Genomic DNA, 323 nt, shown 5'->3' on the forward strand with positions numbered 1-323 from the left:
CGGACACCAACAGAAATCAAAATCGACTTCGCAGTCTTGCCGGCCGCCTGCTTGTAAATCGCATACTGCTTGACCGCAATACTCTCTGGGTCCCGCATTTCCAGTCTCTCAAACAAAATATCCAGTGGAGACTGGTAATCCTCATCATCTTCTTTTACCTGCGCACTGCCAAGCATTTCCATGATCATCGGGAAGTTCTGTTCTTCCGGTGGAGCTTCATGCAGTAAATACAGCATAAGTGCCTGTAAAAGTGCAGTCTCGGACTTTTCCCAGAACGGGTCCGAGCTTTGTGCACCTTTCGGTGTCGTGTTGCGGATCAGGTT

1 pseudogene is annotated in these 323 nt (G+C 49.2%); it reads right to left on the reverse strand.

Annotated features, from left to right (window positions below):
- Positions 1–323: pseudogene (locus DXC04_RS15995) on the reverse strand (recombinase); the annotation flags it as partial.

The sequence above is a fragment of the Dorea sp. OM07-5 genome (assembly GCF_003481355.1).
Taxonomy (GTDB): Bacteria; Bacillota; Clostridia; order Lachnospirales; family Lachnospiraceae; genus Dorea_D; species Dorea_D hominis.